A 24,280-nucleotide genomic window follows, 5' to 3' on the forward strand; every position below is an offset into this window, starting at 1 on the left:
GCCTTCAGCGGCAAAATGTCAAGCGCGGCCCCCATTGTCAGGGCAATGTGACGCGACTAAAGCTGTGCCCATGACTTTGAACCTGCCCACCCCCGCATCGCCGCTGAAGATCGGCACCCGTGGTTCGCCGCTGGCGCTGGCCCAGGCCCATGAAACCCGTCAGCGGCTGTGTGATGCTTTTGACCTGCCGGAACAGGCGCTCGAGATCGTGGTGATCAAGACCACCGGCGACAACCGAGCCATGATCGACGCGGACCGCCCGTTGAAAGAGATTGGCAACAAGGGCCTGTTCACCAAGGAAATCGAAGAAGCGATGCTGGGTGGGGACATCGACATCGCCGTGCACTCGACGAAGGACATGCCCGTCGAACAGCCGCAGGGGCTGGTGCTGGACACGTTCCTGCCGCGCGAGGACGTGCGCGATGCCTTCATCTCGCCCCGCCTCAACTCGATCCATGACCTGCCCGAAGGCGCGGTCGTCGGCACCTCGTCGCTGCGGCGGCGGGCACAATTGCTGCACCGCCGGCCCGATCTGAACGTGGTCGAGTTCCGGGGCAACGTACAGACCCGACTGAAGAAGCTGGCCGATGGTGTGGCCGAATGCACGTTCCTAGCCATGGCCGGCATCCGCCGCCTGAACATACGGGACGTGCCTGCCACCGCGATCTCGCCCGACGACATGCTGCCGGCCATCGCGCAAGGCACGATCGGCATCGAACGCCGCGCGGACGACCACAGGGCCGCCGAGATGCTGGAGGCCATTCATCACTCTGAAACGGCCTGTCGTTTGGCGGCCGAGCGCACGTTGCTGGCCGCGCTGGATGGGTCTTGCGAAACTCCGATTGCCGGTCTGGCCGAACTTGCCGATGGGCAGTTGCGCCTACGCGGCGAAGTTCTGCGCCCGGACGGATCGGATGCCATCAGTGAGAGCGAGACCGGTTCGACGGAGGACGCAGCGGAAATGGGCCGGACCATGGCGGCAAAACTGCTGCACCGTGCCGGGCCCGGATTCTTCGAGTGGAGAAATATGTAAAAAAGTTTCTGCGAATGTGAACTGCTTCACTGTCGCCCCGGTTGAAATCGGGCATCAATGTGTCATCCCGATTGGGAATGTGGATCAGTCTCGAATGTATCGAAGTTTTAGTTCGTGATTTTGTAGATAGTATTCGAGGGGGCGAGACTGAGAACCCTGTCCGATCGAAACGGGTCGTGCTTTTGAAAAAAGGCGCGGCCCGTTTTGACTCTGCGGCCCGCAATGGGTCCCTGTCATCCGGGAAACCGGTGCACGTTGCCATGATGACTGAACATCGCCTGGCCCGAGCGGATGTCGAACCGGAAATCAGCCGACCGTCCCGGCAAGGCCGCATAGAACGCGCGCAGGCCCGGTTCGACCAAGCCCGCTTGGGCGCTGCAGGCTTCGCTCAACCGCTGTATTTCGTCGTGAGCCCGCCGTGCACGTATCGCAATGATCAGATCCTGATGCATCTCCTGCAGCTTCCGGAAATCCGCGCTATGGGCCAACGCGCTGTCACCGACCAATGCAAAAATCGGCTCCAGTTCGGTCTTGCCTTTCAGATGAACAAGCCCTGCTTCGAGCATCGCGAGATCGGCGCCAGCGGCCTTTGAGACTGAGCTTGAGATCAGGATGTCATATTCGACCTGGCGGCAACTCTGCTCGATTCGAGCGGCGACGTTGACCACATCTCCGATCACCGTGTAGTTGAATCGCCGCCGCGAGCCGATGTTGCCGACACAGGCCATTCCCGTGGCGCATCCTGTCGCCAATGCGATCGGAGGATGCCCGCGCATCGTGTCCGATGCGTTGAATTCGGCCAGAGCTCGCCGCATCTGCAGCGCAGCCTGCGCCGCCAGAAGCGGGTGCCGCTCCACCGGAACCGGCGCGTTCCAGAACGCCATGACCGCATCCCCGATGAATTTGTCGATGGTGCCTTTTTCGTGCAGGATCCGGTCTCCGATGACCGAGAACAGTTCATTGAGCAGCGCAACCAGGTCCGTGGCCGACACCCGCTCGGACAACGGTGTAAACCCGCGAATGTCCGAGAACATGACCGTGATTTCCTGCGTTTCACCACCCAGTTGCAGTTCGTGCCCGGTTGCGTCCATCTCGTCCAGGATCTCTGGCGCGACATAGTGCGAGAAGATCCGCCGGATCACCCGCTTTTCCCGCTCGGTCGATATGAACAGATAACCGGACAACAGCCCGAAATTGGCCATCCCGCCGGCAAGCGGGAAGGTTGCATCGAACAGCACGGACTGGTTCTGAAACGCCAACCAACTGACCCCGACAACCACGGCCGCCGCGATGCCGCCTGCCATGAACGAGGCAACGGCCCCGAAACTGGACATGACGACCGTGACGACGACTCCAAGGATGATGAAAGCCAGAAGTTCGAGGGCGGCGGTGACATCCGACCGGGTCAGCATGTCGCCCAGCAGCGCCTGCTCGATGACTTGGGCGTGGATGGAGACGCCTGGAACGGACTCTCCCAACGCAGTCTGATGCATGTCGAACAGACCTGCCGCCGACGTTCCGATCAATACGATCCGACCTTCGATCTGGCTGCGCAGAACCGGATCATCTGCGGATTGCAGTATGTCATTGGCCGACAGGTAGAGCCCGGGATCATCCGGTCTGTACCTGACCCAGACCTCTCCGTTTTCCGTTGTGGGCAGGACCAGACCCGCCAATTCGACCGAAAGCACGATGCCGGCCTCGCCCTGAGCCCCTTCGATGAAGATCACCGGCTCGCCCGTCGCGACCCTCAGAGCCTCCAGCCCAAGTCCGGGCAGAACACCGCTTGGCCCCTGCCACAACACCGGAACCCGACGCACCACGCCCGTGCCGCCCAAAGGTGAAACATTCACACCGCCGATCCCGGTTGCATCCCGGTCCAGCGGTGGCGCCAGCGGAGTCCAGTGGGGCACGGACACCAGCCCGGCGGCCGGGTTTTCGCCGATCTCCACGATCCCGGCCTTCGGGGCAATGTCCTGATCCCCTCCGGTCAATCGCGCCGCCACACCCATCACGACGGGCCAGTTCGAAACCTCGGCCCCGAACAAGATGTCATTGTCCAGCTGGGCGGCTTCCTTTTTGGCGCTGAGAATGTCAGCTAGGGCCGGATCACTCAGCAGCCGCGACGGTGAGTACCGATCGGGCTCGGCGAACAACATGTCAAAAGCGATTGAAGCGGCGCCATACTCGCCCAAACGCTCGACCATCTGCGTCAACAGGGTCCGGGGCCAGGGCCATTGGCCCCAATTCTCGAGCGACGTTTCGTCGATATCGACGACCCGGACCGGCAAATCGGGATCGAAGGCGCGCGGGGACAACCGCTGCAACACGTCGAAAAAGATCAGCCGGGACATGCGGACCGGATAAGGGTCCAGTACCCGCAGCAGACAACCAAACAGGATCAGACCCAAGCCCACCAGCCGAAAAGCACGGCGCCGTCCAGCTTTCTCGTGCTGCCTGACGCTCACGTCAACCTCTGCTCGCCGGCAACGACATGGACAACGCTCTAGCCATCGCCGCCGGACCCAAAGACACCGCCGCCAGCATCCCGCCGATCATCGACAGTTTCGGGCCGGTCGCCCGGCCTGTCGAACTGCCCAACCGGATCCGGTTGTTCGGGCGGCGCGGCAACCGCTGCCTTGACCTGCCTCTGCGGTGGTGCGGACCGGCGCGGTTCGGGCGCGTCCGATTTTGCGCGCGGCGCAGGTTGGGATTCACCCGAGCAACCTTCGACATCCACCTGCAAAGGCGGTTTGAGGTCTTTCTGCGACTGAATGAAAGGAAAACCGCTGACCACGGCCTTGTCATACATCGCCTGATCGACCGGTCGCCCGACCGCACCGCGCTGGCTGGTTGCATACAAGCTGCAAATCCGGCCAGTCGATCGGCAAGAGCCGCCGAGGCCACACATCTGAACCGTGCCGTGCAGCACGAGCATCGCGCTTTGGTTTCCCGGCGCGATCCACATGTCAAATACCGTGCCCCGCACCGCCATGGTGGCCGTCGGCGTCTTGATGGAGTAGGCGCGTTTCCTGCTTTTGCCTGAGATGAACCGGAAGCTTCCGCCCAGCGCCTCGACCGCAAAGCTCTTGGCCTTGCGGTTGCCGCGCAACATCTTCACGTCCAGAACCATCCGTGCATTGGGACCAACCGCGATCTTCGTGTCATCCACAAAGACAAGCTGAACCACGCCATTCGCATCCGTGACGATCGAGTCGCCGGACAACACCTCCATCCCATTACGCAGGGGCAGCGTTTTGCCGCCACGGGTCACGTCCGCCCCCTGTTTCACGCTGATTACGGTTCCGATATTTGCCCAACTGAGGGCAGGAACGCAAAGAACGAAAAAACCAACCAGAACAATCTTCAACCAAGCCAAAATGCCAGCCCTTCCCCCAAAGGTTACTGTCGAGCGCGGATGCGCTCACTGCCCGGCCAGCCTCTGAAACTGTTTTTTGGATCAATCAAAATGAATTAAATCTTAGCAAATATGCATCCATTGGCATGTAATTGGCAAGTTTTCTGTTCTTATGCCTGTTCGGCGGAGAAGCTGAGCCGCCGAGTTTAGTCAAAATAAACGGCCTTTTCTGCAGGTCAAACCACCTGACACTGGTGATCCAAAAGAGCGCGCTCCAACGCCAAAGGCAGGCAACCTCTCCAATTGGTTCAGCCGTTTGCGACACCCATCATTTTGCAGATGCAGTTCCCCACCGCACCTGGCTCGCCATAATTTTTGTGTCCGATTACGTACTCTGACCGCGCGTGCATTCTCAGGCCAACCGACGTTGGGACAGCGAAACCAAATCGAAGCAGAACGCGAATCCACGCCTAGTTCTTGAAAATCCAACAGCAAGACATGGTGACCACGCCTTAGCCCAAGCGGGTGCAGACCTAAGCGATTCCAAGCGTTTTCAAGGGCTTCGCCCAATCCGGCAAAAATTTCCGGTGGCGCAGGAATTGGCCTTGTATTTCCGTCGCTTGCACGGCTATACCCGTCGGCGGAGACGTGGCCGAGTGGTCGAAGGCGCTCCCCTGCTAAGGGAGTAGGCGGGAAACCGTCTCGAGGGTTCGAATCCCTTCGTCTCCGCCATTACCCATTGATACGGCTAAGATAGTGAAGGGCTTGCTTGCAAGTTCTACACTTTTGCTGCGCGCCTTCGCCGGTGCTCCGCCAGCTTCAAGCACCGTTTGGCTGGTGATCCGGCCATGCAGGCGGCACCGGAAACGTCAAAACCTGTCAAACCGTCGTCTTCGGCCAGCGCGGCGCGCAATCGTCCGATCAGGTCAGGCCCGGGGCGCACGGCTGCACCCTTGGATCGGCAAGATAGGCAAACCGAGATGTGATGTGTTGATTGTCGGTTCATTTCGCCCTCCGCGAAATCGCGGGCCGGACAGGGAACCAGTCATGTCAGCGGCGTAAGCCGAAAATGCCATCTTGGCCTCCTTCCGAGACACCCCGCCCGGGTTGAGTTGCGTTTGATGATGGCAGGTCTCCTGACTCGCGGTGTATGGCTTGCCCCGCCTTCCCAGACCTATCGGCCCAGTGGCATCCGGGGGTCGCACACCGCCTACAGTTGCGGGGGCAGTCACGGAATTGGCGTCAGAACGGCGCCGCACCGTATTCCCTTTTACCCGACCGCCAAAACGATCGGGAACCATCAGCGCCAATCTCATCAATGAATCGGGCTGCACTGTCAACGACGTTCTGAGCGGCTGCGTGATCGAGGAATCCAAGCGCCCGTTCAGCACCAGCTGAGCGATAGGCCGTGCAGCGAACTACGGTGTTTCAACCAAGTGGATTCGGATAGCCCGGAAGGTCCGGAGATGCAGCGGCGCAAGCGGGTAGATTGCAAAACCTTTGTGAGCGACCTCGCCTTTTCCCTTTGAATGCAGTAGCCTGTCGTTGGCAAGCGTACGAAATTTACGCGCGGAAAAATCATTGATTTATCCTGTGATTGATTCAAAAATACGAATTCGACACAACTTTAGCTTTACCTCCGTTGTTGTCGCTGTCGCCCGTTTCGTCGGGCCCTTCCGGCTGCTGGAGTGAGTGCTGGCGGTCGGAAGGCATTTCACGAAGATCAGCGTTGGGAGGACGCGGTGCCCGGACTTAACGTACGATCCCTCCCTCGAAAGTTCGCACCGGCTTTTGCCCATGACGTCATTGCGTCAGCACGCTTTGTTCACGGTCCCGGGGATCAGCAGAAATCCTGTCTGCCAGCCACGTCATTGGCGACAGACTTTTTTGGAACGGGAATTACCAGACCGGGGTATGCTCGAATGACTGCATAGACGTGAGAGCGCGAAAAAGAGGCCACCTATTCCACATGTATCGACAAACCCAAGAGGAGAAGAAAGTGATTAACAAAGTCATGATGATTTCAGGCGCGACGTGTTTCGCACTACTATCGGCCTGTGACGATACGAGCACGTCAAGTGCATCCGCCGAACTGACGCCCGCTCAACAGGCGTGTCTGCGAGACGTGGCCAAAACAACAAACAATTCGCAGGTGGTCGTGCTCTCATCCGCGTTCAGCGAGGCTGGAACACAAGTCACCGTTGGGGTTGGAGAGGATCGGGCTCCGTGGAATTGTATTGCCTACAGTGATGGCGCGACAGCCGGTATTGAGTTCCTGGGCGACGAAGGCGCGTTGTGACCGGTTTGATGCGTAGCCGAAATCGGCTGCGCAGCGCTGGCTTGATACTCTGAGGTCCGGCATGGTCTGCAGAATAACCATCATCGCGTTTGCGACCCTTTACCTGTTGGCGTTGTTTGCGTTCCTGACCGGTACCTTTGGCTGGTTCGGACAGGAACGAGACCCGTTGTCCGGCGTGTTCCTTTTGCCGCTGGGACTGCCCTGGGTACTTGCCGTGGACTTTTTCTCAGAGTCGGCCAAACCGTGGCTCGCGGCAACTGCACCGGTGCTCAACCTGTTGGCACTGGTTTTGATATGCAGATGGGCACGCGGTTTGCGCCAGGAATGAAGGCGGAACTCTTTCCCGCAAAATTGGAGGAAAACATGGGAAAAGTGATCTTGGGGCTTGTGATCGGGCTCATCCTCGGCGTGGTTGGAGCGATGACCTTGGGCGGCGGGGCCGCGATGGGTGTCGGCGTTGCGACAGGCTTGTCCGCCGGTGTGTGCACCACATTGAAGGGAGCCCAGGCCGAGAACCTGATCACCGCCGAGCAAGCAGATCAGATCCTCAATCGCGTGAATTCCGAAATGGCGTCATTGCAAGGAATTGAAACGACTGACGAGATCGTCGGCAGCGCACAGGCATGCGACGAGTTTCTGGCAGAGTTGCGGGAAGCGCAGTGAGGTTTCTGCTCACCGGAAACATAACATTTACGATAGACCGACAGAGGACCTGCTTATGAAACGCAGTTTTTTGAACCTTCTAACTCCCGCCCTTGCGATCAGCGGAACAGCCGCCCTGGCCATGTCAGACGCCGACGACGCGTGTATCGACCATCTGCGGCAGGTCGGTGGACCGGACGGCCAATCCGGCACGATCGAAAGCTCACAGTTCTCGGAAGCCGGCACGCTCGTCATGCTGCGTGACGCGGGCGGAACACTTTGGCGCTGCATTGCGTACAAGGACGGAAGCATTGGCGAGATGTCGGTTGTCGAGGCGATGGACGATGGTGGCGGAGCCATGGACGGCGCTGCCGGGTCGACAGGTAGCCAGCGCGTAAAATTCGATGCCGGGTCCACCGGCGCCGAGCTCGTCGGCCAACTCGCGCCAGGGGAATCGCAGCAATACGTTCTTGGCGCGAAGAACGAACAGTTTCTTTACGTCCGCGTTGCTCCGCGAAATGGCTCTTTGGACTACGTCATTCGCAACCCCGATGGGTCGGAACTGTTGGGATTAATGTCTGCGGACAAGGAGTATCGCGGACAGCTGTGGCAATCCGGCGATCATGTTGTCGAGGTCATCAACCGCGGCAACTCTGCCGTCGACTACAACGTCATTTTTGGAATTGAGTAGGTGATCGACCTGAAACCCTGAACCGCATTTCCAAAACAATCAGGAAGAACAGATGAAATCCAAGATCCTATTGGTGATCGGCGCGGTCAGTGCCTCTGTGCTTGCAGGATGCGACGAAAGTGGCGGATCAGTGGACGCAAGTGCACCGGTTGTGGGCAGCTCCAGCGATCTTTCGTCATTTGAAGGGGCAAGAGCAGGTCAGGCTGAAATGGGCATTCAAAGTCTCGGGTTTGAACTCATCCGAAGCGAAGGGCTGACCTCGTACTGGTTCAACAAGGAGACCGGTGCTTGTGCTCGGATCACGACATCTGAGGGAAGATACTCGGACGTAGCGATGCTGCCGTCAGGTGACTGCTGACACGCATTCATCAATCCCAAATCTGCAAAAAGGAGCTTCAACTTGCATTTCGATCTGGCACATGCGGCAGTTATCGTTGTCGCCTTGATCATCACCAACCTGGCGTTGAAATCGGCCGGCGTGATCAACGAAGAAAACAAACACCAATGGAACTGGAAAGCTTTTCTGGCCTACTTCGTGGTCATATTTATCATCAATCTGGTGTGGCCGATCTAAGGCTTCAGGGCGGCAAGCCAACCGCCGATCTGACCTGGTTACCGTGAACGCGCCTCTCGGCGGGACTGCCGGCAGGAAAAGCGTGAGCATCGCTGGCTGAAAACAGAAAGGAATACGCATGCGGTTTTTGACGTCCCTCATATTCATCGGTGTTCTGGCAACCGCGGCGAATTCTGACGTCACCAGTCGAAACGGTGGCCCAAGCAACAGCCAGATGCTTTCTAAGGGCAGCGACGGAGGCGTCGATGGCATCGCTTTCTTTCGCCCAGTCCTAAGCGGGGTTTTGTATCGCTCTGGCTTCAAGGGCGGCGACAAGGGTCGAACGGGTCTGAGTGACGCTCAGCGCGAAACACTTTGCGATGAAGGGTTTTCAACCGGGTTTTACGCGGATTTCGGCAAGAACACCGAATACGGCCGCACCAGCTGTGGGAACGGAGCCTTTGACTATCAGAGCGCCAGATCGTCCCGACCTAGCACTGTCATGGCCACCATACACGAGGTGATTGAGAATCCTGGAAAGGGTCCTGTCCTGGTGCACTGTATGTGGGGCGTTCATTCCTCAGGCGCGTTGTCGGCAATGGCACTTGTTCAGTTTTGCGGTTGGACGGAAGAAAGGGCCAAGGAGTATTGGAATGATGCCCGAAACGGGGCCCCATGTTCGGGCGGGTGTGACCAGTGGATTGACTCCAAATTCTCCAACTTCAGTGTCGACCCCAGTTTGAAGATCTCCGCCGAACAACAGGCCGCGATTTGCCCCAAATGATATCGGGAGGACTAACTAAATGAGGTTCAATCTTCTGGGGTTACTGGCTTTAATTGCACCCACTGCCTCGTGGGCGAGCGACGATGTTCGCGGAGAGGCCACGACATTTTTTAGCCCCAATGGTGTTACGGAACGCTGCATTCGGATCGAAAAAGTCCCAATGGGCGAGTACAAGAACAGCGATCTTGAGGAAGAAACTGCCTATTGCGAGATCGATTTCTATGCACCCGAAATCGCTATTTGTCCAAAAACCTGGAGCACCAGCCCAGGAATGGCCGTCTACGATATTTCGGAAGGACCCTACGTGCGGAACCGCTCTGAGTTCGAGAGAAACGCTTGCAAAGAGGGCAAGTCGGCAAAAGAACTGGCCAAGGGCAGAGTGGCCAAATTCAAATCCACCATGAACCAGAAGGGTACAAGCGGAACGTTTTCCACCTCGTCGCTGCTCTACTACCATTTCTCAAGGTATTTCGACGCGACGGTGAAAGTTCCGGTGGCGGTCTGGCGCAGCATGGACGCTCAGGCGCATCTTACCGAGGTTGCAGAGCCCGGCCTTGCGATTTCCGGTGGATCTCATGGCGGGCGCATGAACCATGAAGGCTGGCGGGTCTTCGTGGCTGCGGATGCCGACCCGAACTCGTACCAACCGACGGATGATCTGTTCACCGCGGATCGAACGCAGATTTACGGTGTCCTGCTAGATAGCCCCGGTCATCGCTACGGCTCGGAAATCAACGGCACCCGCAAGTCCGGTTGGGGCAAAGGCCAAAATCGCGATTTTCAGGAAACACCCGCTTTCCTGGCCTTGCGGTCTTCAAAACCGTTGCCCGAGGCCATTGCAGAGGGTGTCAGGGAAGGCCGAAAAGACCGGCAGATCAACAAGGACCTCGGACCCGATGTCAGCGACCAGCAGATGGCATTCTGGATGCAGGAGCTTACCGAGATTGTACTGCTCGACTTCATCTTCAGCCAGCAGGACCGTGTTGGAAATATTGATTTCACACCCTACTGGTATTGGGTCGAAGACGGAAAACTGAAGAACAAGAAAACGAAACACCATCAGCCGAATGATGGAGACGTTCCCGCCGATGCGATATTGATCCGACGCAGCAATCTGAACGACAACGATGCCGGTGGGCGAGTCGAATATGCCAACTTCGCGAAATCCACTCAGATGCTGGAGAAAATGCGGCATTTCTCTCCAAACACGTACCGGCGCCTGGTTGCGTTGAACAGCGACCTTCAAACGCAAGGCCCGGTTTACGGCTGGTTGTCACAAAGCTTTGGGCTGTCGGACCGTCAGATTGCGCAGGTCGTCAAAAACACCGCGCTGGCAACATCCATCCTCAAGAGCAATTGTGCCAAAGGCGATCTGGTGTTTGACTTGGACCCTGTCGCTTTCTTTTTGAACAAAATTACCGAGGCGGAGGGCCTGGACTGCAATGATCCGTAAGCGTTCGATCACTGTCGCGGCGTTCGTTTGGACGGTCGTGCTCGCCTGCAAAGCGGCCGCTTTGGACGTGATCGTCATATCGGATCTGAACGGCAGCTATGGCTCGGTCAGATACGATGCGCGCATCGAAAAGGCGATCAAACGGATAATTGAGATTGATCCCGATCTGGTGATTTCGACGGGCGACATGGTCGCCGGGCAACGCATCCCAAACCTTTCAGACAAGCAGGTCAGAGAGATGTGGAAAGCGTTTCACAAGGCGGTATCCGACCCGCTGGAGGCTGCCGGAATTCCATTCGCCGTCACGCCGGGAAACCATGATGCCTCGGCCTATCGCGGGTTTGAGCGCGAGAGAAAAATATACGCCGAGGAATGGGGCCCCAGAAAACCAGACGTCAACTTCCTGATGTCGGATGACTATCCGTTCTTCTACGCGTTTGAAATGCAGGGGATAACCTTTGCGTCCTTGGATGCCACGACCCTTGGACCACTATCCGGGGATCAGCAGGACCAACTTGAGCAACTTGGGGCTGGTGGAGACCCGATTGTCACGTTCAGCCACCTCCCGCTGTGGCCGTTTGCGATCCAGCGCGAACGCGAAATCATCGGTGACCCGGCGCTTGAAAAAATCTATCTGCAAAGCGGCGTCGTTCTGCACCTGTCTGGCCACCATCATGCCTTCTACCCTGGCTGGAAAGACGGCGTGGCCTATGTCTCGCAAGCTTGCTTGGGTGGTGGCCCGCGGCGGCTAATCGGTGATCGCGCCAGGTCACCTCACAGTTTCACGCATGTCACCCTCCAGCCGAACGGAGAGTTTGGGATAGCAGTATATCGAGGGCCGGATTTCGAAAGGTCTGTCGACTTCAAGTCGCTCCCGACAGAGATCAGATCCCCGAATGCGGTGTTGAAACGTTTAGACCTTGTGAAATGACTAGAAGCTGAGTTTCAACTCGACTTTTTCGGGGACCAAATCGTTTATCATCTCTTCGATGCGGGCCTCGGAAAGCCCACCCGAGGTAATGAAAAGCAACGAAATTCGGGATTTTCCGGGAACATGGTGTTTTCTGATCAGCTTCCAGCCGGCATCTGCGGCCATGGCTTCAATGGCGCTGCTGACGTTCAATGAGTGCTCTTCGTCCGAAGCCTTAAGCGATATTTCAACGCCCTTGTTTCGCCCTCCGAGCCAAATGAAACACCAACAGACAACCGCCACCAATGTGGCCATCAGCGGCAGGCCCAACCCGACCGCAAGCCCAAGAACGGTTACGACGATCAATTCGACAGTGTCTATCGGATCATCCAAATTGGAGCGAAATCTGAGCAATGCGCCGATGCCGAAGATAACGAACCCGATCATGGACCCGTGCTGGACGACCAGGAATCCCACCGCCATGCCGATCAGCGCATAGAGGAAGAAGAGCCTGGGCATGACGATGTCGCCGACACTTCTACGGGCTTTACGCCGCACCGGATGATAGACGATCAAGCCGGCCAGAATGATCGTGACCAGCACATCAAGAGAAAAGAAATACAGTTCCTGTTTGCCGCGAAACTGGATCCATCTGCGTTCGATCAGAATTTCCGATTCCGATGCCCCGGCAAGCATCGTTGCCGGGTCGATTTGCGACATCGCCGCAGCGGGCAACAGCAGCATCAACAACACAGTCACAAACGGGAAAATCGTATTCAAATCGTCGTCCTTCCTGCTTGTGCCCAGACAGTACACGTCATCACGCGCAAATCGCGCCCCTTACAAGTCAATCCCAACAAGGAGGATCAGGTAAAGAGTTCAAAGCGCATTCTTCCGACATCGCAGATAAGTTGTGATACGAATGCGATAGAGGGGTGTGTCACACACACGAGAAAATCGAAGGGCAGAAAGCACGTGTTTCCGTCAAAGCCTGAAGTTTCACGGCGCTTCTGCAAATTTGGAAGATCCGCTCTTGCGGCCAGCTTCCTAGCGGCAGCGTTTTTGCCTTGGTCTGGCTCTGCCTATGCAAAAAGTGCTGATCTGGTTCTGGTCGATAGATTCAAGGTGGCGGATAAATCAAAAGGATTTTCCGAACCTTCCGGTTTGTCGCTGTCCAACGCTGAAGGCTTCCTGTGGTCTGTAAGCGACGCTGAGCCCAAACTGCACCTCCTTGGAATCGACGGAGTATTGGGAAACTCCTTCCAGTTGCCGTCTTTGGCCGGATCAGATTTGGAGGGCGTCGCGTCGCGAAGAGATGGGTCGGTTTTGCTCCTTCAGGAAACCGATCGATCGATATTGGTCGTTCAACCAACCGACCCTATCCAACTGACAAGGGTCCCACTTGCCTCCCTCAAGGGGTACCCGGCCGCTGCCGAACTGCTTGTCGGCAACCCACTGAACAAGGGGCCTGAGGGCATCACCGTCGATCCGGACACTGGGCGAGTATTCGTTGTCATTGAAGGACAACCGCGTCTGTTGCTGGTCGTCTCACCGGACCTGACTGAAATTCAGGAAGTCATCCCTTTGGATCGTGGATCTGGTTTTCTCTCGGATCGCGTGAATGACGATGAACTGGATGTAAGCGGTTTGGCTTGGTCCGTGTCAGGTGTGCTGTGGATTCTCAGCGACAAGGGACGCCAGATCTTTTTGTACGATCCAGAGACGAGAAAAGCAGATACGATCGAACTGACGTATATGAAAAACGGAGACCGAAAGGTCGTAAAGCACCCCGAAGGGATCGCCTTGGATGAGGCCAAAGGGCTTCTCTACATCCTCACAGACGATGGCGATAAGTCGCGCCTGTACGTTTTCAATATCCCTGAGTTTTGATCGCTATTGTACGGAACTCACACAGAAGGGATGACTTAGCCAAGCAAGCCCGCATTGGGTCCAACTTCCTTGATCCGCACCACTCAGAACTGCTCGTTCAGGTCCGCTCCCAGGCCACGTTCTTGGCCGTAGGAGCGTCCCGAGTAAAAAACTGCCGTCAGTTTGGCCAGTTCAGTCGTCTTTCGAAGCGACTAGAAATCAAGGTTTTCCACGCTCAGCGCGTTTTTCTGGATGAACTCACGGCGCGGCTCGACCACATCGCCCATCAGCTTGGTGAACAAGTCATCGGCCTCGACCATGTCATCGACACGCACCTGCAGCAGTGTCCGCGCATCCGGATCCAGCGTAGTTTCCCACAACTGATCGGGGTTCATCTCGCCCAAGCCCTTGTAGCGCTGGAGCGACAGGCCTTTTTCGCCCTCTTCCAAGATGGCGCGCAGCAGATCCAGCGGGCCGTGGATGACCTGCGACCGGTCGCGGCGGACCAATGTGGCCGGCAGGTTGTAGACGTCCTGCAGGCTTTGGGTAAAGCTGCCTGTCTTGCGCGCTTCGCCGGAACGCAGCATCGGACCGTCCAGCGTGCGGACTTCCTCGACGCCGCGCAGGATGCGCGCCAGTCGGATACCGTGGTCCTGCGTAATCCGGCCCTGCCAGCCGCGCTCGTATTCCAGCGCAATCAGGTCCAGCCGCGCCGCGACCTTGTCGGCCACACCCTGCAGGTCGGCATCCACCGCCCCGGGCACAAACGCCCCGGCAACGGCGGCCTGTTCAAGGATGTGCCGCGGGTAATGCGTCGGGAAGGCATCCAACACGCGCTTGAGCTGACGCGCCTCGTCCACCACACGGGTCAGATCCTGACCCACGATCTCTTCACCCGAGCCCAACTTGAGCACGGCGCCCTCGACACCCTGGTTGATCAGATAGTCGTCAAGCGCCGCCTGATCCTTCAGGTAAACCTCTGACTTTCCTCGTGAAACCTTGTACAGCGGCGGCTGCGCGATGTAGAGATATCCACCCTCGATCAACTCGGGCATCTGGCGGTAGAAGAACGTCAGCAACAGGGTCCGGATATGTGCACCGTCCACGTCAGCATCGGTCATGATGACGATCTTGTGGTAGCGCAGCTTCGAGATATCGAACTCGTCCCGGCCGATACCGGTGCCAAGCGCCATCACAAGGTTGCCGATTTCCTGGCTGGACAGCATTCGGTCGAACCGCGCACGTTCGACGTTCAGAATCTTGCCGCGCAAAGGCAGAACCGCCTGCGTCAGACGATCGCGACCGGTCTGCGCCGATCCACCGGCCGAGTCCCCCTCGACCAGGAAAACTTCGCTTTTGGCCGGGTCCTTCTCAGAGCAATCCTTGAGCTTGCCGGCCAGATAGTTGACGTCCATCGCCGTCTTGCGTCGGGTCAGTTCGCGGGCTTTCCTCGCCGCTTCGCGCGCCAAGGCGGCCTCGATGATCTTGCCGACGATGGTTTTGGCCTCGTTGGGGTTCTCCTCGAACCACTCGGCCAGTTTCTCGTTCATCAACCCTTCGACAGCCGGTCGCACTTCCGAGCTGACAAGCTTGTCCTTGGTCTGGCTGGAAAACTTCGGGTCAGGTACTTTGACGGACAGCACGCAGGTCAGGCCTTCGCGCGCATCATCGCCGGTGAAGCTGACCTTTTCCTTTTTCGCGATCCCGCTGGACTGTGCGTAGTTGTTGATCGTGCGGGTCAGCGCTCCACGGAAGCCAGCGACATGCGTGCCGCCATCCCGCTGGGGGATGTTGTTGGTAAATGGCAGGACGGTTTCGTGATAGCTGTCGTTCCACCACATCGCGATCTCGACCCCGATATCGTCGCGCTCGCCCTTGATATAGATGGGCTCGGGCATGGCCGGAGTTTTCGACCGATCGAGGTATTTCACGAATTCCTTGACGCCGCCCTCGTAGAACAGTTCGGTCTCAAGCCGCTCGGCCGGCCGCTCGTCAATCAAGATGATCCGAACGCCCGAGTTCAGGAAGGCCAGTTCGCGCAACCGCTTCTCCAGCGTCTCGAACGAATACTCCAGGTTCGAAAACGTATTGGTCGAAGCCAGAAACCGCACCTCGGTCCCGGTCCGGTCGCCGCATTCGCCGACCACTTTCAGATGCTCCGAGGTTTCTCCGCCTTCAAACCGGGCGAAATGCTCTTTGCCGTTGCGCCAGATGCGCAGCTCCAGCCAATCGGACAGAGCGTTCACCACCGAAACGCCCACGCCGTGCAGACCGCCCGACACCTTGTACGAGTTCGAGTCGAATTTCCCGCCGGCGTGCAGTTGGGTCATGATGACCTCGGCCGCTGAGACACCTTCTTCGGGGTGGATGTCCACCGGAATCCCGCGGCCATTGTCGCTGACCGAGACGCTGGAATCTGCGTGAATCTTGACAGTCACATGGTCGGCGTGACCGGCCAGAGCCTCGTCAATGCCGTTGTCCACGACCTCGTACACCATGTGGTGCAGACCGGACCCGTCGTCGGTGTCGCCGATATACATTCCGGGGCGTTTGCGGACAGCCTCCAACCCCTTGAGAACCTTGATGGAATCTGCGCCGTATTCCTGATTTGCCTGTGCGTCTTCGGACATGCCGTCAGTACCTATATTATTTTGGTAAGTTATACGTTCTCTGGTGGGGAATGTCACGTCATCCCCCCAGATTTTGTGCCGGTTCTTTCGGGCGCAGGCCGAGCTGATCGGCCGACCTCAGACGGTCACAATCTATCCAGATCGGCGGCAATATCAGCAGCGATTTGGCGGGCATCGACATCGCCGCGCTCGGCCGACAGGCGCAGGCCCAACAAGTCGGACTGGTAGCGCGCCGCCAGCCGTTCGGGATCATGGTCAGCGCCGATCTGCCCCTGCGCCTGCGCTTGTCGGAACAGATCGGCGAAGCAGGTTTTCATCCGTGACAGATGGGCTGCAGCAAGTTGCGCCAAGTTATGATTCTTTGCGCTCAACTCGGCATAGGTCTTGGCCAGCATGCAGGCCTTTGCGGGCGCGTTCGCGGCCTCGACAACCAAACGCGGCTGGGCCTTCAGCGCACCCAGCGGCCCCAGTTCCCGGGCCAGGGCTTCAAGCCGGGCAACGCCTTCATCCGCATAGCGTTCCAGCGTCAGGGCATACAAGGCGTCCTTTGACCCGAAGGCGGCGTAAAAGCTGCCTGGCTTCAACTTCAGCGCACGCTCGAGATCCTTCAGGGACGTGCCCGCCCAACCCTGACGCCAGAACAGGTCTCGGGCCTGCGCGATCAGCGCGTCACGGTCATAGGCAGGTTTGCGGGGCATGTAATCACCAATTCTTGAACGATTACTCAAATATATACTTGAGCGATCACTCAATAAAGCCTATTTCGGATTTAGCCGCCAGAAAAGGAGACCCGAAATGGCCGATTTTCCCTCGCATGACCTGAACACCGCCCCCGAAGGCTCGAAACCCCTGCTCGAGAAGTCGCAGGCCGCGTTTGGCCGCCTGCCGGGCCTGCACAAGGTCATGGCCGAAAGCCCGCAGCACCTTGAGGCTTACCAGGTCCTGCACCACCTGTTCCTGCAGACCGATTTCGACAATGACGAAAAAACCGTCGTCTGGCAGACCATCAACGTGGAAAACGAATGCCACTATTGCGTTCCGGCCCATACCGGCATCGCCAAGATGATGAAGGTTTCGGATGAGATCACCGAAGCGCTACGCAATGAAACCCCACTGCCCTCGCCCAAGCTCGAAGCACTGCGGACGTTCACGATGCAGGTGATGAACCAGCGCGGCAACGTCACCGACGCGCAGTTGCAGGCGTTTTTCGACGCGGGCTATTCGCACCGCGCCGTTCTGGACGTGATCCTGGGCCTGGCACAGAAAACCATGTCGAACTACGTCAACCACATGGCCCAGACGCCGGTGGACGAGGTGATGCGTCCCTTCCTGTGGGAACGCAAAGCCAGCGAGCCGGCCTGATCCGCTCAGTCGGGGGTGACGGTCGAGCCGTCACCCGCGTCATTGACCACGAAAGACTGCGCCCGGTCGCCCAGTTCGGCGAACAACTCGGGGCCTGTTCCGGTCATCCAAGCCTGCGCCCCCAGCGCGCAGATTTCGTCATACAGCGCTGCCCGCCGGTCCGCGTCCAGATGGGCCGCCACCTCGTCCAGCAACAGGATCGGCGGCGCTCCAACCTGCGCGGCCAGCGCCCGCGCGTTGGACAGAATCAACGACACCAGCAGCGCCTTCTGCTCTCCGGTCGAACATTCACTGGCCGCAACGCCTTTTGCGGCAAAAACCCCGTACAGATCCGACCGGTGCGGCCCCACCAATGTGCGCCCCGCCGACAGGTCGCGGAACCGGCTTTCGGCCAGCGCCTCGAACAGATCCTGCGCGCTTTCGGGCATGTCCCCTTCGGACTGAACAAGTTCCAGTTCCGCCGAGGGAAATGCGGTCTCGGCTTGCTCCTGCGCCGCACGCAACTGCGCCAGAGCACCCAGCCGCGCAGTATGAATGCGATGCCCGGTTTCGGCCATCTGGGCCTCGAGCGCGGCGTACCAAGGCGCATCGCGCACCTGCTCTTTCAACAGGCGGTTCCGTTCGCGCATGGCCTTTTCGTAGGTCAAGGCGGCCTCGGCATGGCTTGGGTCGAAACTCAGCGTCACCCGGTCCAGAAACCGCCGCCGGCCTTCGGCGCCTTCGATCCAAAGCCGGTCCATCGCGGGCATCAGCCAGACGACCCGCGCCAGCTTGCCCAGATCGATCTGGCTGGCTGCCTTTCCGTCGATCCGAACCTGCCGCGCTGCACCGGCTTCCGACCAGGTTTCGATCTCGGATCGGCGGCCCTGAACGTCCAGCAACCCGCTCAGCTTCCATCCCAGCGCCTCGGGCCGACGCGTCATCTCGGCGGCACTGGCCCGGCGCATGCCGCGGCCGGGTGAAAACAGGGATACCGCCTCGAGAATATTGGTCTTGCCGGCCCCATTCGGCCCGTACAAGGCCACCGGCCGCCCGTCCAGCGCCATGCGCGCCAGCTTGTGCGACCGAAAATGCGAGACCGTCAATTCGGTCAGGGCCAAAGCCATGACCCCTCCCTTCATCCTTGCACAAACACGCGCGCCGGACGCATCCCGCGCCCGCGCGATCAGACGCGCATCGGCATCACGACATAGACCGCGCTCTGGTCATTGCCTTCGCGCATCAGGGTCGGATCACCCGCCGAGTTGAACAGGAACACCGCGTTCTCGCGGTCCACCTGGCTTGCGATTTCCAGCAGGTACTTGGCGTTGAACCCGATTTCCAACCGTTCGTCGCCATAGGCCACGGCCAGCTCCTCCTCGGCCGCGCCGCTGTCGGGCGCATTCACCGACAGGACCAGCTTGTCGCCGTCCAACTGCAGCTTTACCGCACGGGACCGCTCGGACGACACGGTTGCCACCCGGTCGACAGCCTGGGCGAACTCGGCCGCGTCCACTTCCATCTTACGGGTGTTGTTCTGTGGAATCACGCGGGTGTAGTCGGGGAAAGTCCCATCGATCACCTTCGAGGTCAGCGTGATGTCGGGTGTGGCAAAGCGCACCTTGGTTTCGCTGACCGATACCGCGATGTCCATGTCGTCATCTTCCAGCAGCTTGCGCAACTCGCCCACCGTTTTGCGCGGAACGATCACGCCAGGCATATCGGCGGCGCCGTCGGGGCAATCCGCGTCGATCCGCGCCAGGCGATGCCCGTCCGTGGCCACGCAGCGCAACACCTTGCCGCCCTCGGGGCCATCCGTCACGTGCATGTAGACGCCGTTCAGGTAATACCGGGTCTCTTCCGTCGAGATGGCGAATTTCGACTTGTCGAACAGCCGCCGCAGCAGAGCCGCCGAAGCGGTGAAGTTCGACTGGTATTCCGAGGACGCCATCACCGGGAAATCCTCTTTCGGCAGGGTCGCCAGCGAGAAGTTCGACCGCCCCGCCTCGACCGTCAGCCGGCCAGCCGCGCTGTCGGCGGTCAGCGTGACCAGCGCGCCATCGGGCAGCTTGCGCACGATCTCGTGCAGGGTCGTTGCCGCAACCGTGGTTGCGCCCGCCTTTTCGACCTGCGCGGGGGCCTTGTCGACCACCTCGATATCCAGATCGGTCGCGCGGAACAGAACCTGATCGCCCTCGGCCTCGATCAGCACATTGGCCAGGATTGGAATCGTGTTGCGGCGTTCCACAACGGATTGGGCCTGCGAAACGGCCTTGAGCAGCGTGCCGCGTTCGATGCTGATCTTCATACCCTCAATTCCTCTGATTTGAGTGCTTACATGGGCGGGACTGGCAAGTTAGCGGTTCAGCCCTGAGGCACAAGGATTTTTTACCGATTTCTGGGTTGGAACGCGCAAACCGTCAAGGTCCCGAGCGGCCCTGTGCCCCAGTTCCGCGGAAATCGTGGAAAAATGCGCACAGAAAAACCGCCCCCGCGCAGGGCCAGGGCGGTTTTCCGAATTGCAGGAGCTCAGGCTTCGAGCGCCCGGCGCAGCATTTCCACATCTTCGGCGATCTGACCGTCGGTCAGCTTCAGCTCTTCGATGCGTTTGACGCCGTGCATGACGGTGGTGTGGTCGCGCCCGCCAAAGCGGCGGCCGATCTCGGGCAGCGACCGGCTGGTCAGCTGCTTGCACAGATACATCGCCACCTGACGCGGGCGGGCATAGGACCGCAGGCGTTTCGGACCGATGATGTCGGACAGGCGGATGTTGTAATAGTCGGAAACCTTGCGCTGGATCTCTTCGACGGTGATCTTGCGCTCGGAGGCGCGCAGCACATCGGCCAGACAGTCCTGCGTCAGCTCCATGTCGATCTCGCGGCCGACCAGCGAGGCAAAGGCGAACAGCCGGGTCAGCGCCCCTTCCAGAACGCGTACGTTGGTCGAGATGCGATGGGCCAGGAATTCCAGTACACCATCGGCGATCTTCAGGTCGGGATAGGTCTTGGCGTATTGCTGCACCTTGTTTTGCAGAATGCCCAGGCGCAGCTCGTAGTCGGTCGGGTGCAGGTCAACCACCAGTCCGCATTGCAGACGCGACTTGACCCGTTCTTCCAGATCCTTGATTTCACCCGGCGCGCGGTCGGCCGAGATGATGATCTGTTTGTTTTGATCCACCAGCGCGTTGAAGGTGTGAAAGAATTCTTCCTGCGTCGAATCCTTGCCGGCGATGAACTGCACGTCATCGACCATCAGCACGTCGACCGAGCGGAACAGGTGTTTGAAATCCATCATCCGGCGTTCACGCAGGGCCTGCACGAAGCGGTACATGAACTGTTCGGCCGACAGGTAGAGCACGTTGAGCTCGGGGCGTTTGGTCTTCAGCTCCCAGGCGATGGCGTGCATCAGGTGCGTTTTACCGAGGCCGACACCACCGTACAGAACCAGCGGGTTGAAAGTGACGGGTCCGCCTTCGGACACACGGCGCGCGGCGGCATGGGCCAGTTCGTTGGGCTTGCCGACGACGAAGGTGTCGAAGGTAAAACGTGCATCCAATGGCGCGGCCTGCAGCGACTCGAGCGCTTCATTGGTTCCGTTGCCTTCCGGCGCCAGCTCGATACTGACCGGCTCGGGCTGGTCTTCGACCGGCTGGACCGCGGCGGCGGGACGCGCCGGTGAGTTGGCGGCCACCCGGAAGGCCAGGCGCTGAACCGACTCTCCGGCCGTGTTCAGCTCGTACAGAATGAGGTCTGCAAAATTTTGACTGACGTAGTTCCCCATGAAGTTGGTCGGAACCGAAAATACGGCCACGCCTCCCTTCAATTCCTGAAATTCCAGTGGTTCAATCCAAGTCGTAAAATTGTTCCGGCCCACGGCCTTCAGCAATTTGTTACGCAGTTGTCCCCATTTTTCTTGTGTCATCCAGCGCCTCACGCATCCCAATATTTTTGACCTAATCGGCCTTATGATTGTGACCGGTATCCCGGTTCTTTTGCGTTCACTCGCGCACAGATATTCTGTCGCCGAAACCCCAAGAATCGGCGGGAATATCAGTGGTCACGACGCTTGCCTGTTTGACGACGACCAAAAAGTACGGCCGCCCAAACCGCGGTTTGCGCCACGCAGTTCCAGTTTTCGACAGGGCCAAGATCATCGGAGCAGCCGAGATCCGCAGCAGATCGTCAAACCGGTTGGCACCGGTTGCCGACATTCGCCCCTGGATCATTCTGATGCCCGTCAGTCCGATCGCAGGAACAGCCTGTCCCCCCAAGCGAGTGAATCGCTGAAACTGTCGTAGCAAGAGGCAGTGGGGCCGGGCAACGAAACTCTGATATTGACTCGGGTCTTTGGGCGAAAGAATCTCTCGGTTTCGTGAAGGCGCGGCATTCTGGCAACAACGCAAAAGGCGCCGCACGGGGCGACGCCTTCGAAACCAGAATGAACCAGCAAATGTTGACGCTAGGTCAACCCAGCGCTTTGACGCGCGCCGACAGGCGCGACATCTTGCGGGCTGCGGTGTTCTTGTGGAACACGCCTTTGGTGACGCCGCGCATCAGCTCGGGCTGGGCCGCGCGCAGAGCGGCGGTTGCCGCGTCCTTGTCGCCGGATGCGATAGCTTCTTCGACCTTGCGCAGGAAGGTGCGGATGCGCGAACGACGTGCTTTGTTGATTGCATAACGCTTCTCGTTCTGACGAGCGCGTTTCTTTGCCTGGGGCGAGTTTGCCATGTGTCTCTGACCTTTGTTCGGTACGTTTGTCTAGGGTTGCACGTCACGGAATTACCCGCACCGGATCAGAAATCACGAGTGTGAATCGGGCCAAGCGGGCCGCACGCGCATGTATGGTGGCGGTCAATAGCCAAGTTTTCAGACTTTGCCAAGCCGATTCTTGGCCTTGTTGCCCGCCATGAAAAAAGGCAGGCAACGCCCGCCTGATCCTGCAGTCTTGTCGGCGCCGGTTATTTGTCGCGGAACTGGGCCGCGCGCTTTTCAAGGAATGCGGCCATGCCTTCCTTCTGGTCTTCGGTCGCGAACATCGAGTGGAACACGCGCCGCTCGAACAGCATGCCCTCGCTCAGCGGAACCTCGTAGCTGCGGTTGACCGCCTCTTTCGCGGCCATTGCGGTCAGCAGCGATTTCTCGGCAATCTTCTGGGCTGCGCCGGTCGCCTCTTCGATCAGCTTCTTGGCCGGCACCACGCGCGACACGAGGCCCGCGCGCTCGGCCTCTTCGGCATCCATGAAACGGCCGGTCAGGTTCATGTCCATCGCCTTGGACTTGCCCACGAACCGCGTCAGGCGCTGGCTGCCGCCCATCCCGGCGATGACGCCCAGATTGATTTCCGGCTGGCCGAATTTGGCGGTGTCTGCGGCGATGATGAAATCGCACATCATGGCCAGTTCGCACCCGCCGCCCAGCGCATATCCCGCCACCGCCGCGATGATCGGCTTGCGGATCGCGGTGATCCGGTCGTTGGCGTCGGCGAACAGGTTGGTGGTGTAGACATCGACAAAGCTCATCTCGGACATCTCCTTGATGTCCGCGCCCGCGGCGAATGCCTTCTCCGATCCGGTGATGACGATGCAGCGCACCTTGTCATTGGTGTCCGCGTCCTCGAGCGCCTCGCACAGCTCACCCAGAAGCTGAGTGTTCAGCGCGTTCAACGCATCGGGTCTGTCGAGCTTGATTAGGGCGACGTGGTCTTCGATTTCGACGATGATCGTCTCAAAAGCCATGAGGTCTGAGCTTTCGGTTGTTCCGTTCAGGTCCAATTCCTTACCACGCGGAAAACTCGGATCAAGCTATCTTTGGCATTGCGCGCAATAGAAGGTTGAGCGTCCCGACTGGGTGATTCTGCGGATCTCGGCCCCGCAGCCCTCGGTCCGGCAGGGCTGGCCCTCGCGCCCGTAGACGTCGAAACTGTGCTGAAAATATCCAAGCTCTCCATCAGCTTGCCGGAAATCACGCAGCGAGGATCCACCGGCCTCGATGGCCTCGGTCAGCACCGTCCGGATCACCGGAACCAGGGCTCCGACACGCCCGGCCGAGATCTGACCCGCCTTGCGACGTGGCGACACTCTGGCGCGGTAGAGCGCCTCGCAGACATAGATGTTGCCCAGCCCGGCAACGATTCTCTGATCCAGCAGCGCCGTCTTGACCGGTGTGGCCCGGCCGCGGAAGGCGTCGATCAGATAGGTCTCGTTGAAATCGTTACCCAACGGCTCCGGCCCCAGAACGGCCAGCAGCTTGTGCTGCTCGGCGGTTGCCGTGGGCAGCAGGTCCATCGCCCCGAACCGGCGCGGGTCATTGAAAGTGATGCGCGCGCCGTTGGCCATGTGGAACACCACGTGGTCATGCTTCTGCGGCATCGGGTGACAATGCACGAACTGGCCCAGCGGATCGCCCGACACAGTCATGCGGCCCGACATGCCCAGATGAATCAACAGGGTCTCGCCGCCGCTCAGATCGGCAAGGATGTATTTCGACCGTCGCCGCAGACGTTCGACCCGCTGACCGGTCAACCGTTCGGCCATCCGCTCGGGAAAGGGCCAGCGCAGATCGGGGCGGTTCACGTCCGCCCTTTCGACCACCACGCCTTCCATCGCCGGGGCAAGGCCGCGTCTTACTGTCTCGACCTCGGGCAATTCGGGCATTAGACGGCTCCTATTCCAAAGGGCCGCATTGTGCCCCGGTTTCCAGGCCCTATAACAGAGACGAA

At 59.1% G+C, this 24,280-nt stretch carries 23 protein-coding genes, 1 tRNA gene and 1 riboswitch; of the genes, 13 read left to right on the forward strand and 11 right to left on the reverse strand.

What is annotated here, in order from left to right:
- Nucleotides 1–70 precede the first annotated feature (70 nt).
- Nucleotides 71–1,033: a hydroxymethylbilane synthase gene (hemC, locus tag ACR3EL_RS16200; RefSeq protein ID WP_170342361.1), complete on the forward strand. Its 963-nt coding sequence runs from the start codon at nt 71–73 to the stop codon at nt 1,031–1,033.
- Nucleotides 1,034–1,266: 233 nt separating this feature from the next.
- Here the strand turns inward: hemC and ACR3EL_RS16205 are convergent, their stop codons facing one another.
- Nucleotides 1,267–3,501: a CHASE2 domain-containing protein gene (locus ACR3EL_RS16205; RefSeq protein ID WP_367646666.1), complete on the reverse strand. Its 2,235-nt coding sequence runs from the start codon at nt 3,499–3,501 to the stop codon at nt 1,267–1,269.
- A gap of 38 nt (nt 3,502–3,539) precedes the next feature.
- Complete coding sequence (locus ACR3EL_RS16210; protein WP_342355393.1) at nt 3,540–4,325, reverse strand: FecR family protein; 786 nt, start codon at nt 4,323–4,325, stop codon at nt 3,540–3,542.
- A gap of 708 nt (nt 4,326–5,033) precedes the next feature.
- Between ACR3EL_RS16210 and ACR3EL_RS16215 the strand changes: the two genes are divergently transcribed.
- The 10 genes from ACR3EL_RS16215 to ACR3EL_RS16260 all read left to right on the forward strand — a co-directional run bounded on the left by ACR3EL_RS16215 (nt 5,034) and on the right by ACR3EL_RS16260 (nt 11,744).
- Nucleotides 5,034–5,123 (forward strand) — tRNA-Ser (locus ACR3EL_RS16215).
- A 377-nt stretch (nt 5,124–5,500) separates the two neighbouring features.
- A riboswitch (cobalamin riboswitch) is annotated at nt 5,501–5,708 on the reverse strand.
- 682 nt (nt 5,709–6,390) lie between these two features.
- Complete coding sequence (locus tag ACR3EL_RS16220; RefSeq protein WP_170342363.1) at nt 6,391–6,690, forward strand: hypothetical protein; 300 nt, start codon at nt 6,391–6,393, stop codon at nt 6,688–6,690.
- 61 nt (nt 6,691–6,751) lie between these two features.
- Entirely contained in the window at nt 6,752–7,018 is a 267-nt protein-coding gene (locus ACR3EL_RS16225) for a hypothetical protein (RefSeq protein WP_170342366.1), read from the forward strand.
- Nucleotides 6,991–7,353: a hypothetical protein gene (locus ACR3EL_RS16230; RefSeq protein ID WP_170342368.1), complete on the forward strand. Its 363-nt coding sequence runs from the start codon at nt 6,991–6,993 to the stop codon at nt 7,351–7,353. The genes ACR3EL_RS16225 and ACR3EL_RS16230 overlap by 28 nt, the downstream gene beginning before the upstream one ends.
- A gap of 55 nt (nt 7,354–7,408) precedes the next feature.
- Complete coding sequence (locus ACR3EL_RS16235) at nt 7,409–8,023, forward strand: hypothetical protein (RefSeq protein WP_170342370.1); 615 nt, start codon at nt 7,409–7,411, stop codon at nt 8,021–8,023.
- A 52-nt stretch (nt 8,024–8,075) separates the two neighbouring features.
- Nucleotides 8,076–8,381, forward strand: a complete 306-nt coding sequence (locus ACR3EL_RS16240; protein WP_170342371.1) for a hypothetical protein — start codon at nt 8,076–8,078, stop codon at nt 8,379–8,381.
- A 42-nt stretch (nt 8,382–8,423) separates the two neighbouring features.
- A complete protein-coding gene (locus tag ACR3EL_RS16245) occupies nt 8,424–8,597 on the forward strand; it encodes a hypothetical protein (protein ID WP_170342373.1) in 174 nt (57 codons plus the stop codon).
- Nucleotides 8,598–8,715: 118 nt separating this feature from the next.
- Nucleotides 8,716–9,360, forward strand: a complete 645-nt coding sequence (locus ACR3EL_RS16250) for a protein-tyrosine phosphatase family protein (protein ID WP_170342375.1) — start codon at nt 8,716–8,718, stop codon at nt 9,358–9,360.
- A 19-nt stretch (nt 9,361–9,379) separates the two neighbouring features.
- Nucleotides 9,380–10,813: a hypothetical protein gene (locus ACR3EL_RS16255; protein WP_170342377.1), complete on the forward strand. Its 1,434-nt coding sequence runs from the start codon at nt 9,380–9,382 to the stop codon at nt 10,811–10,813.
- A 67-nt stretch (nt 10,814–10,880) separates the two neighbouring features.
- Nucleotides 10,881–11,744 carry a metallophosphoesterase family protein gene (locus ACR3EL_RS16260; RefSeq protein ID WP_367646667.1) on the forward strand — a complete coding sequence of 288 codons (864 nt, stop codon included), beginning with the start codon at nt 10,881–10,883 and terminating at the stop codon, nt 11,742–11,744.
- On the opposite strand, the gene ACR3EL_RS16265 is transcribed toward ACR3EL_RS16260, so the two are convergent.
- Nucleotides 11,745–12,539, reverse strand: coding sequence for a DUF4956 domain-containing protein (locus tag ACR3EL_RS16265; RefSeq protein ID WP_480722318.1), 795 nt, complete (start codon nt 12,537–12,539; stop codon nt 11,745–11,747). It lies immediately after the preceding gene.
- A gap of 159 nt (nt 12,540–12,698) precedes the next feature.
- Here ACR3EL_RS16265 and ACR3EL_RS16270 point away from each other — a divergent pair, with 159 nt between their 5' ends.
- Nucleotides 12,699–13,613: an SdiA-regulated domain-containing protein gene (locus tag ACR3EL_RS16270; protein WP_480722320.1), complete on the forward strand. Its 915-nt coding sequence runs from the start codon at nt 12,699–12,701 to the stop codon at nt 13,611–13,613.
- Nucleotides 13,614–13,804: 191 nt separating this feature from the next.
- Here ACR3EL_RS16270 and gyrB read toward each other — a convergent pair whose 3' ends face one another.
- Entirely contained in the window at nt 13,805–16,222 is a 2,418-nt protein-coding gene (gyrB, locus tag ACR3EL_RS16275; RefSeq protein ID WP_170342384.1) for a DNA topoisomerase (ATP-hydrolyzing) subunit B, read from the reverse strand.
- Nucleotides 16,223–16,347: 125 nt separating this feature from the next.
- Entirely contained in the window at nt 16,348–16,920 is a 573-nt protein-coding gene (locus tag ACR3EL_RS16280; RefSeq protein WP_170342386.1) for a TetR/AcrR family transcriptional regulator, read from the reverse strand.
- 97 nt (nt 16,921–17,017) lie between these two features.
- Between ACR3EL_RS16280 and ACR3EL_RS16285 the strand changes: the two genes are divergently transcribed.
- Nucleotides 17,018–17,584, forward strand: coding sequence for a carboxymuconolactone decarboxylase family protein (locus ACR3EL_RS16285; RefSeq protein ID WP_170342388.1), 567 nt, complete (start codon nt 17,018–17,020; stop codon nt 17,582–17,584).
- A gap of 5 nt (nt 17,585–17,589) precedes the next feature.
- On the opposite strand, the gene recF is transcribed toward ACR3EL_RS16285, so the two are convergent.
- From recF to mutM, 6 genes are all read right to left on the reverse strand, one after another.
- Complete coding sequence (gene recF, locus ACR3EL_RS16290) at nt 17,590–18,690, reverse strand: DNA replication/repair protein RecF (RefSeq protein ID WP_170342390.1); 1,101 nt, start codon at nt 18,688–18,690, stop codon at nt 17,590–17,592.
- Between the two features lie 59 nt (nt 18,691–18,749).
- Nucleotides 18,750–19,871 carry a DNA polymerase III subunit beta gene (gene dnaN / locus ACR3EL_RS16295; protein ID WP_170342392.1) on the reverse strand — a complete coding sequence of 374 codons (1,122 nt, stop codon included), beginning with the start codon at nt 19,869–19,871 and terminating at the stop codon, nt 18,750–18,752.
- A gap of 221 nt (nt 19,872–20,092) precedes the next feature.
- Nucleotides 20,093–21,484 carry a chromosomal replication initiator protein DnaA gene (gene dnaA / locus ACR3EL_RS16300; RefSeq protein WP_480722325.1) on the reverse strand — a complete coding sequence of 464 codons (1,392 nt, stop codon included), beginning with the start codon at nt 21,482–21,484 and terminating at the stop codon, nt 20,093–20,095.
- A gap of 542 nt (nt 21,485–22,026) precedes the next feature.
- Nucleotides 22,027–22,290 (reverse strand): 30S ribosomal protein S20, encoded by a 264-nt coding sequence (gene rpsT, locus ACR3EL_RS16305; RefSeq protein WP_093963612.1) that lies wholly within the window; start codon nt 22,288–22,290, stop codon nt 22,027–22,029.
- A gap of 230 nt (nt 22,291–22,520) precedes the next feature.
- Nucleotides 22,521–23,297, reverse strand: a complete 777-nt coding sequence (locus tag ACR3EL_RS16310; protein ID WP_480722328.1) for an enoyl-CoA hydratase — start codon at nt 23,295–23,297, stop codon at nt 22,521–22,523.
- Between the two features lie 66 nt (nt 23,298–23,363).
- Nucleotides 23,364–24,215 (reverse strand): bifunctional DNA-formamidopyrimidine glycosylase/DNA-(apurinic or apyrimidinic site) lyase, encoded by an 852-nt coding sequence (gene mutM, locus ACR3EL_RS16315; protein ID WP_480722330.1) that lies wholly within the window; start codon nt 24,213–24,215, stop codon nt 23,364–23,366.
- Nucleotides 24,216–24,280 lie beyond the last annotated feature (65 nt).

The sequence above is a fragment of the Ruegeria sp. BJ3 genome, from assembly GCF_056535665.1.